The sequence below is a fragment of the Planctomycetota bacterium genome (genome assembly GCA_026387035.1).
Classification (GTDB): Bacteria; Planctomycetota; Phycisphaerae; order FEN-1346; family FEN-1346; genus JAPLMM01.
In genome coordinates this window covers 1-9480 of record JAPLMM010000210.1, presented here as the reverse complement: position 1 = coordinate 9480, position 9480 = coordinate 1, and the positions used below count along the sequence as shown (strand labels likewise).

9 protein-coding genes are annotated in these 9480 nt (G+C 67.9%); 5 read left to right on the top strand and 4 right to left on the bottom strand.

Annotated elements, in window-relative coordinates; all coding sequences use genetic code 11:
• Nucleotides 1-455: ATP-dependent DNA helicase (locus tag NTX40_07500; GenBank protein ID MCX5648924.1), on the top strand; the 455-nt coding region annotated here is incomplete at its 5' end.
• A 266-nt stretch (nucleotides 456-721) separates the two neighbouring features.
• Here NTX40_07500 and NTX40_07495 read toward each other — a convergent pair.
• From NTX40_07495 to NTX40_07485, 3 genes are all read right to left on the bottom strand, one after another.
• Nucleotides 722-979: a PLD nuclease N-terminal domain-containing protein gene (locus NTX40_07495; protein MCX5648923.1), complete on the bottom strand. Its 258-nt coding sequence runs from the start codon at nucleotides 977-979 to the stop codon at nucleotides 722-724.
• Between the two features lie 101 nt (nucleotides 980-1080).
• A complete protein-coding gene (locus tag NTX40_07490) occupies nucleotides 1081-1299 on the bottom strand; it encodes a PLD nuclease N-terminal domain-containing protein (protein ID MCX5648922.1) in 219 nt (72 codons plus the stop codon).
• A gap of 106 nt (nucleotides 1300-1405) precedes the next feature.
• On the bottom strand, nucleotides 1406-2083 hold the full coding sequence (locus tag NTX40_07485; protein ID MCX5648921.1) for a DUF4190 domain-containing protein: 678 nt from the start codon (nucleotides 2081-2083) through the stop codon (nucleotides 1406-1408).
• 421 nt (nucleotides 2084-2504) lie between these two features.
• Here NTX40_07485 and NTX40_07480 point away from each other — a divergent pair, with 421 nt between their 5' ends.
• The 4 genes from NTX40_07480 to NTX40_07465 all read left to right on the top strand — a co-directional run bounded on the left by NTX40_07480 (nucleotide 2505) and on the right by NTX40_07465 (nucleotide 8941).
• Nucleotides 2505-6026, top strand: a complete 3522-nt coding sequence (locus NTX40_07480) for a hypothetical protein (GenBank protein ID MCX5648920.1) — start codon at nucleotides 2505-2507, stop codon at nucleotides 6024-6026.
• 14 nt (nucleotides 6027-6040) lie between these two features.
• On the top strand, nucleotides 6041-6778 hold the full coding sequence (locus NTX40_07475) for a UDP-2,3-diacylglucosamine diphosphatase (GenBank protein ID MCX5648919.1): 738 nt from the start codon (nucleotides 6041-6043) through the stop codon (nucleotides 6776-6778).
• A 524-nt stretch (nucleotides 6779-7302) separates the two neighbouring features.
• Nucleotides 7303-8145 (top strand): amidohydrolase family protein, encoded by an 843-nt coding sequence (locus tag NTX40_07470; GenBank protein ID MCX5648918.1) that lies wholly within the window; start codon nucleotides 7303-7305, stop codon nucleotides 8143-8145.
• 448 nt (nucleotides 8146-8593) lie between these two features.
• Nucleotides 8594-8941: a hypothetical protein gene (locus NTX40_07465; GenBank protein MCX5648917.1), complete on the top strand. Its 348-nt coding sequence runs from the start codon at nucleotides 8594-8596 to the stop codon at nucleotides 8939-8941.
• A 50-nt stretch (nucleotides 8942-8991) separates the two neighbouring features.
• Here the strand turns inward: NTX40_07465 and NTX40_07460 are convergent.
• The coding region (locus NTX40_07460; GenBank protein ID MCX5648916.1) for a DUF4340 domain-containing protein at nucleotides 8992-9480 on the bottom strand (489 nt) is incomplete at its 5' end.

Below are 9480 nucleotides of genomic sequence, written 5' to 3'. Positions count from 1 at the left end.
ACGCGCTCCGGCCGCACCTGGCGAAGCGCGGTTGGCGGCTCCTCGTCCAGGGCGAAGGGCTGCCCCGCGGGAAGATGCTGGAGGAGTTTCGCCGCGACGCCCATTCGGTACTCTTCGGCACCGCGACGTTCTGGCAGGGCGTGGACGTCCCGGGGGCCGCCCTTTCGAACGTCATCATCACGCGCCTGCCGTTCGCCGTCCCCGGCCGTCCGCTCGTCGCGGCGCGCATCGAGGCCATCCGTGCCGCGGGCGGCAACCCATTCAACGAGTACCAGTTGCCCGAGGCGGTCCTGAGGTTTAAGCAGGGTTTCGGCCGGCTCATCCGCACGAAGGACGATGAGGGGATGGTGGTGGTCCTGGACTCGCGGATTCTGCGGAAGCGCTACGGCCAAGCGTTCCTTCGCGCCCTTCCGCCGTGCCGCGTCATCATCCCCGGCCACGAGGAGCAGGCTTAATGGCCGTTTCATCACTCCCTCTCCCTTGACGGGAGAGGGACGGGGTGAGGGTGAAAGGCCGTTTCCTTCCTCCTTCTGCGGTTCGGCATTCCTTGTTCGTCATTCGCCGTTTCTTTCCCCCTCACCCTAACCCTCTCCCGCCAGGGGAGAGGGGATGTGAAACAGCCTCCGGGTGGCCGGGTGCCGCCCCCGCGCAAAGAAACCGCGCGCGGGGGACGGCGAACCCCGCGCGCGGAAATCGCTCCACGTCGTTTCGTCAGGTGCCGCTAAACCGTAGGCGGCGGTCCGCTCGGTAGATTCTTCGGACGCTGCACGAAGTAGTAAACGGCCGCTCCGATCACCCCCGTGAAGATCACGATGAGGATCCAGATGACTTTCTTGTTCTCTTCGCTGGGGCACTTCGTGATGACGTCAATCAGCATCCAGAGCCAGAACGCCATCATCGCCAGCACCACCAGGCCGAAGACCAGGCTGATGATACAGGCAATCGCCCCGCCTGCCGCCTCTCCCGCTTGGCTTTCCATCGAGCGTTCTCCTTTCCGTGGTTCCCACCCCTCGTTGACCGCCGGCAGTACGCCAAACTTCCGCGCGAAATGCAAACCTTTTCCGGCGGTGTCCGCCTCCCTCACCGCCCGAGTTCCGTTCGGCGCTGGGGTCGGCGGACGAAATAGTAGATCGCCGCCCCGATGATGTGCGCGAAAAGGATGATGAGGATCCAGACGAGTTTCGTGTTCCCCTCGTCCTTCTCCTTCTTCGCGCAGTCCACGATCATCCAGATCCAGAAGGCCGTCCCCAGCACGCCCACTGCGACCCCCGCCACGACGGCCAGGATCCAGAGCACCATGAACAGACACGGAATCAGCATGAACACCGGCGACGGTTCCGAGTGCATGACGGCTGCAACGGCAAGCATGATCGCACCCCTTTCCGCAGGCCCCCCCCGGCGGGCTTCAGTCCCAATCCATGCCATGCGACCCCGACCCGCCGCCCATCCCCTCCGACTCGACGTGGCCATCGGCGTAAAGGATGTTCTTCCCGCCCCGGTGATTCCCCGGCTTGTCGCAGGCCAGGATGGCCTGGCCCAGGGGCGCCGCAGCCGTGCTCGCGTTCAGCGCGGCGCCGTAGTATTCGTAACTCGTCTTGGCGTCAATCTCGTCCGGCGAGAGAATCTTGTCGCCCGTGGCTTGGCAGACAAAGACGTCCAGGAATGGCAGGTCGGGGTAGAGTTCCGACAGGCGCTCGGGATAGCGGCCGTTGTGCTCCGCCGCGTACACGTTGCATGCCGTGCCGATCATCTTAAGGTTGGCCAGGCACACGGTCTTGGAGGATTCTTCCTTTATCGCCGGCACCCCGAGGGTGAAGAAGAGGACGAGCAGCACGGTCATCACCACGATCGAGGTGTAGCCGAGAATGAGGCCGGCGATCGCCAATCCGCGGCCGCCGAGCGCGCCGGCGGAGCGCTTGATGCGTCCCAGCGCCAGGTGTCCCGTGATGACCGCCGGGATCGCCGCCAGCAGCCCCACGCACACCCACGAGAGAATGCCGCAGATGAGGCTTGCGATGGCGATGCCCGGCGTCTGCTTTTTCGGCATCGGCGTTTGCGGCTCATATCCCGGCGGCTGGCTCATGACGCGGCTCCTTTGGCGGATCACCCGCCCGACGGCCACTGTAGGGGCGGGGGCGCCGAGCGTCCACGAAAAACCGCGCGAGAGGCGCCGGCGCGCCGGTGGTAGGCGCGCGCTCGCCTTCCGCCTTCGTCCTCTCGTGCTTCGCAGAGTAGCATCGGCGGGTGGCACGGGTGGCTTGCTTGCCACGCCGAAGCGCGTCGGCGAAGGCGGGTCCACCCGTGCAAAGCGCCGGGCAGTGCGCACTGGCGGGCAAGCAGCCAGCGCCCCGCAAGCGGGGCGGCGAACCCGGCGCACCCTCTTCCCCCCGCCTACGTTACTACGTTACTTCGTCACTCCGTCACTTGCCGTTGCTTGATTTCGGCGCCCGGCGCCGATACGATGGCCCCATCGCGCAGGAAGAAGGTCCCGGGAGACCCCACAGATGGCCGATGCGTCGGCCGGCGGAAGCGAAACGCGGCGGGAGCGGCCGTCTGCCTGGAAGCATCCGGTGGACGAGCGCGGGCGGGAGCGGCGCGCCCGGCGGCATCGGCGCCGCCGCATCGCACTGGCCGTCATCGCCCTCGTCGCGGTCGGCCTGGCGATCACCTACTGGAGCCTGACGAACAACGAGCGGGTCAAGAAGTTCGCGGAGCGGTATCTGGAGGACCTGCTGGGGACGGACGTGGACATCCGGCAGGCGAGTTTCAGCCTGACCGAGGGGGCGCTGGTCCTGGAGGGTCTTTGGATCGGAGCCCCGCCGCCGTTCCAGGAACCGATCCTCGAAGCCGCCCAGGTGGACCTCCGGATCGATCCCATGGCGCTCGTGCGTTTTCGGTTGGAGGTGACGGAGATCATCGTCCATCAGCCGGCGGTGACGCTGGTGCTGTGGGACGAGAAGGTGTGGAACTTTCAGAAACTGGCGGAGGCCCGGCCGCCGGAACACGTTGCGCCGGCGGTGCGTCCGGTGATCGCGCTCGTGGACGGGGCGCTGGCGCTGAAGCGCAAAGTGGCCGGCGAGACGATCTACGACCATCGGATGCAGATCTCGGGGCTCCTCCTGCCCGACGAGACGGACCGCGACGCGTTCCGGTTCCAGACGGACGTGACGAGCCAGGAAGTGCAGTTGTCGGTGGCGTCGGGTGGGCTGAACCTTCGGACGGGGTCGCTACGGTTCGAGGGCCAGGCGTCGAACGTCGCGCTGACGCCGGACCTCTACCGCACGCTGCCGCGAGAGGCCCAGCGCGTCTGGGACCGGTTCGAGCCGACCGGCTCGATGAACCTGAAGATCCTGTTCGACGAGCAGGAGGGGTTTTGTCTGGCGGCGGAGTTGACGGGGGTGGATTTCGGGTATGCGTACCAGGGATTCACGCACCGGTTCGAGGACCTGACCGGCCGAGCGGTGTTTTCGCGGACGGCGCTCCTGCTGGAGGGGATCCAGGGCCTCCTGAACGGGTCGCCGATGCGCCTGGAGGGGCGGGTCACGGGCTTCGACCGCGAGGCGCTGGGGGCGGACCTGTCGGTGTCGGCCGAGAACGTGGACCTGGGTGAAAAGCGTCCGGTCCTGGTGGGCCTGGCGCCGCAGTTGGCGGCGCTGTACAGCCAATACGAGCCGGACGGCCGGGTGGATGTGGCCGTGCGCGTTCGCCGCGACCCCAACGCCGACAGCCCGGTTGAGACCTCCGGCAGCGTCTTTTGCCGGGACGTCCAGATGACGTATTTCCGGTTTCCATACCTTCTGGAGCACATTCAGGGGACGGTGCGATTCGGGCCGGAGGGGTTCGAGATCGAGGGCGTGCGGGGCACGCATGGATCGGCATCGGTGGAACTGACGGGTTACGCGCGGAATCCGGGTCCGCAGGTTGACGCGCTCGTGACGGTGCGGGCGCGGAACGTGGCGCTCGATGAAGACATTCGGGCGGCGTTGCCGGAGATGCAGCGGCGGGCGTACGACCGGTTCGCGCCGTCGGGCCGGGCGGACGTGGAGGTCGAGATTCGCCGGCCGCCCGAGCCGGACGCTCGCCTCAGCGTGGCCATCGCGGCGGACCTGGTGGACGCGACGGTCGAGTACGAGGAGTTTCCGTATCGGGTGACGGGGGCGACGGGGCGGGTGCGGATCGCCGCCGACGGGCGGACCGAGATCGAACATTTGGCGGGCCGTCACGGGCCGGCGGAACTGGTGCTGTCGGGCGAGGTGCTGCCGGCGCGGGGAGGCCCCTCGCCGCTGCGCCTCCGGATGAGCGGGCGCAACGTGCCCATGGACGAGGACCTCCACAACGCCCTGCCGGAGCGCGAACGCGCGACGCTCCAGGCGTTTCATCTGTCGGGGCCGGCCGACGTCGAGGGGACGCTCGCGCGCGGACCCGAGACCGAGGGCCGGCTGCAGTACGACCTGGAGATTTCGCTGCGGGGCGCGCGGATGATTTACGAGGCGTTCCCGTTCCTGGCGGAGGGGGTGACGGGGAAGATTCACCTCTCGCCCGAATCGTGCCGGATCGAATCGTTGGCGGGCTACAACAGCGGCGCGAAACTGGAGGCGACCGGCTGGGTGGAGCAGAGGCCGGACGACTACTCCCTCGATATGGAGGTCACGGGCGAGAACGTCCTGCTGGACGCCCAGTTGCGGGGCGCGCTCGGCCCGCAAATCCGGTCGGCGTGGCAGCGCCTGGCGCCGAGCGGCCGGGTCGACGTGCGGGCCCACCTGGTGAAGGCGGCCGGCAAGGGCGAGATCCTTCGGCACCACGTCTGGGTGACGGCGCGCGGGGCGAGCGCGCGCCTGGAGGCGTTCCCGTATCCGCTCGAGGAGGTGTCGGGCGTGCTGGAGTTCGAGGGGGACGAGGTCCGGCTGCACGAGGTCGAGGCGCGGAACGGGCCGGCGCGGTTCGTCCTGGGCGGGCGGATTTCGTACGCCAACGAGGGGCCGGACATGGACCTCGTGGTCCGGGCGGAAGTGCTTCGGCTGGAGGGCCCGTTGCGGCGGGCGTTGCCGAAGGCCCTCGCCGATGCGTTTCAGAACCTGGGCGCGACCGGCCGCGTGGACCTGAATCTGGACCGGCTGGTGTATCGGCGGACGGGGCCGGAGACGTTCGAGGCGGAATGGTCGGGGACGGCCCTTCTGGACGAGGTGGGCCTCGCGCCGGGCGCGAAGATTTCGGACGTGGTGGGTACGGCCGAGATTCGCGGAAAGTTCGCCGGCGGGCAGTTGGCGCTCGACGGCTCGCTCTGGATTCAGCAGGGGAAGATTGCGGACAAGGACGTGTCGAACATGCGGCTGGTGTTCCAGAAGGCGAGCGCGTCGCAGGAGGTCGAGGTGCGGAGCGTGGAAGGGGACTTCTACGGGGGGCGCGTGGAAGGGACGGCGTCGCTCGGGCTGAAGCCGCCGGGGCGATACGGGTTCAGCGTGACGGCGAAGGGAGTGGATTTTGAGCGGCTCCTGCGGGAAGGGTTCCGGCTGGAGCACAACATCACGGGCGGGCGGATGCGGGCGACGCTGGCGCTGCGGGCCGCCGGCGCCCGGGCCGACGAAATGGAAGCATCGGGCTATGCCCACGTGACGGAAGCCAGGCTGTACGAGTTGCCGGCGGTTGTCCAGATGCTCAGCCTGCTGCGCCTGGAGCCGCCGGAGCGGACCGCCTTTCGCGAGGCCGAGATCTGGTACTTCGTTCGCGGCAAGCGCATCGTGCTGGGGGACATTCGGCTGATGGGGCGGGCGGTGGACCTGTATGGCGCGGGGACGATCGAGCCGGGCGGCCGGCTGAATCTGACGTTCCTCCCCGGCCGCAAGAACGATCCGCCGCTCGTGCCCGCGCTCGAGGAACTCCTGGAAGGCGTCCGCCGGGAACTCGTGCTGGTGGAGGTGACGGGGACGCTGGCGGAGCCGGTGGTCCGCCTGCGTTCGTTCACCAAACTGAGCGCTCCGTTGCGGGAGTTCCTGTCGCTGGTGCGCGAGTCGCGCGCCGGGCGGTGAGGCGGGGAGGCGGCATGCGTCGGCTGTTTCTATCGGACGTGCATCTGGCGCCCCGCGACCCGCAACGGGCGCGGGCGTTCTTGTCCTTCCTCGAGGCGGAGACGCCCCGGACGGACGAACTCTATATCCTCGGCGACCTGTTCGATTACTGGATCGGCCCGAAACACCTCCGGGAGCCGGGCTACCGCGAGGCGATCCAGGCCCTGCACGCCGCGACGGAGGCGGGCCTGCGCGCAACGTTTCTCCTGGGGAATCGTGATTTCTACATGGATGGGTTCGCCGAGGCGACGGGCGTCGCCGTGGCGCCGGGGCGGACGGAGCACGAGATCGCGGCGGGCGGAAAGCGCGTGTACCTGTGCCACGGCGAGTACCTCGAGGGCCGGCGGGGATTCTGGATCGGCGTGCAGGAGTTCATCCGGTCGCACGGGGTGGAGCGGGTGTACACGCGGCTGCCGGCCTGCGCGGCGAAGGGCGGGGCGCGGTTCTACCGCTGGGTTTCGGAGCGCCGCTTCCTGCCGGGGAAACCGAGGCCCCGGCGGGTCGTGGTCTTGTCGGAGGCCCTTCTGGAGGAGCGGTTCCGAAACGGGGCCGACGTGATTGTCTGCGGACACGTCCATCGCGCCGAACGGCGCGACTTCTTTATTGACGGCCGCGCCAAGACGCTCTTCACGCTGGGCGACTGGGCGGACCGGCCGAACTGGCTCGTGGAAGAAGACGGCGAGTGGCGGCTGAGCGAGGCGATCGGCGCCTGAAACCCGCCGGCTCCCCGGTGGGGCCCTCCAAAAAAAGCAGTGGCCGAACGGGGGGACATTCGGCCACTAGCATTACACGCGGGACCGTCCCGCATGGAATAGCCCAAGTTTTACGCCCATCTAAGCGCAATACATAGTGCAAAACACGTGCCAATGGTTTCTGACATCTGAACGGCCTTTTCAGGTGCCAGAAGGGCATTTTCCGCCCTGGGGTGCATGGCAAGAAGTCCAACATTGGGGATTTTTGCGCAGCAGTGGGGAAAATTCCCCAAAAGAGACCCACGCCAAGCCAAAGGATGCAGCCTCTGGAGGGGCGGTTCCCCGGGATTCGCCCGACTGCGTCGGGACTTATCCTGGGGCTTTCAAGGCCCCATTTTCGCACGGGTCGCCCCCGCATTTCGTGGCGAAGTCGTACTCGCGGCGGCGCGTGCCGGTGAGAATGTGCGTTTGCGGCGAGACGCCGGGGTGATAGAATCGCGCGGAACGAAAGCGGGCCCGGCGAGGGGCGAAAGGACAGGCGGCCGATGCGATTCTTCGACGTGCACACCCACGCGTTTCCGGACTCGCTGGCGCCGAAGGCGCTCGAGCGCCTCGCGGCGATGGCGGTGTGGGAGAAGGTCGCGCCGTCGCACGACGGGACGCTCGCGGGCCTGCTTCGGAGCATGGACCGGGCGGGGATCGAGCGGGCGGTCGTCTGTTCGGTGGCGACGAGGCCGGAGCAGGTGCCGAACATCAGCCGGTGGTCCGTCGAGATCGCCTCCGCGCGCGTGACGCCGTTCGCGTCGATCCATCCGGACTATCCGGAGCCCGAGGCCGAGATCGAGCGCCTCTCCGAGGCGGGGGTGCGGGGCCTGAAGTTTCACGCGGAGTACATGGGTTGCGCGGTGGACGACGCGCGGACGGTGCGGATCGCGCGTGCGGCGGCGCGGGCGGGCCTGGCGATGGCGCTGCACGCAGGGTACGACTTCGCGTTCGAGAAAGAAGACCTGGCGAGCCCCCGGCGCGTGCGCCGGCTGCACGAGATGGTGCCGGACCTGCGGATGCTCGCCTGCCACATGGGCGGTTGGCGGCGATGGGAGGACGCGCTCGAGCACGTGGCGGGGTTGCCGATCTACCTGGAGACGAGCATGACGCTGCCCTGCTCTGCGAAGCCCGCTACGCAGGGCGAAGCAGAGGGGCGGTGTGAGCCGGAGATCGTCGAGCGTCTGCTCGAAAAGCACCCGGCGGAGTATTTGCTTTTCGGGACGGATGCGCCGTGGGCGGACCAGGCGCGCGAGGTGGAGAAGTTTCTCGCGCTCGGGATTTTGGAGGAAGCGAAGAGGCGGGCGGCGTGGGAGAACGCGCTGGAGTTCCTCGGCGAGGCTTAACGCCCCACGTTGAGCGCAGTTTACCCGCCTGTGGTGGGCGAAAGGTGGAAAAAACGAACGGGGGCCGCGGGGGGACGAGTTCCCCGGGATTCGTCCCGACTGCGTCGGGACTCATCCCGGGGCTTTAACGGCGCGGCGCGCGGGGAGGCGTTGTTGAAAGCCCCACCTTGAGCGCAGTGAAAGGTGGGGAAAACGAACGGGCGGCGCGCGGGGGTCTGTTGAAAGCCCCACCTTGAGCGGAGCGAAAGGTGGGGAACATTCTGGGGAGAAACCGATGCGTTATCACATCACGTGAGGCACGTACGGGAGTTGGCTTCCGGGCGATCCGCGCGGCTTTCGGACGCGCGGTCATCGGCAGCACGTGGAGGGGGACCACCGCCATCCGCCTCTCCCGGGGCAGTACGAGGGGCTTCACGCCCATGCACGAGGGCTGCTGAAGAAGCCGCCCGTGACGCTGGCCAACGGGTTGTGGGAGACAGTCGGGCGGCGGTGCCTGGAACAGTTCGCCAAGGAGCGGTTCGATGTGTTTGCCATCTCGGTGGGTGGCCAACACGTGCATGTGGCGGCGGTGTGTTCGCGCGAGGGGCTGAAGGAGGCCGTCGGGCGGGCCAAGAAAGTCTCCTCCCACGCGGTGCGGGCGACCGTGCCGGGCCGGCTTTGGGCGGGCGGTTGCCGGCCGGCTGCAATCCGCGACCGGGAGCAGTGGCAAAACGTGTTGGGTTACATTCTGGATCACGCGCCGCAGGCGTGGGTCTGGTGCAAGCCGGGAGTCAGAGAAGGGCTGGGGGAGGGGTGAGGCGGGGCGCGGGGACGGTTCCCCGGGATTCGTCCCGATTGCATCGGGACTCATCCCGGGGCTTTCGAAACCGGCGGTTTCTCCAGCGACTTCGGCGCGTCGAGGATCGTTTGGAGAGCGGAGCCGGCGAGGATGGCGATCCCGATCCTGTCGGGACCCTCGAGCATGGCGTAGCGGACAGGCTTCTCGTTGATGAGTTCGGCGACGGCGTCGGGGACTTTCGTTTCAGAGACCAGCAGCGTCCATTCCTTTTTCTCGGTGGCGATTTTGATTTTGAAGGCGGGCTTGTCGAGGCCGAAGCGTGCGGGGTCCTTGGAGTCGTAGGCGGCCCAGCGTGCGGCGCTGAGTCGCGCGACGGCCGACGCGAGGTCGCGGACGGCATCGGCCTGGACCTCGCCGACGAGGCTGCCGGCCTCGTCGAGGCGATTCCATTTCGCGTCTTTCCTGGCGAGGCGGAGCGTCTCCTTGCCGGCAACGATCTCGAGCCCCGTGATGTCCGTGCTGAGGAACTCGGTCATGGCGCGTGGGAGCGGCTCGGC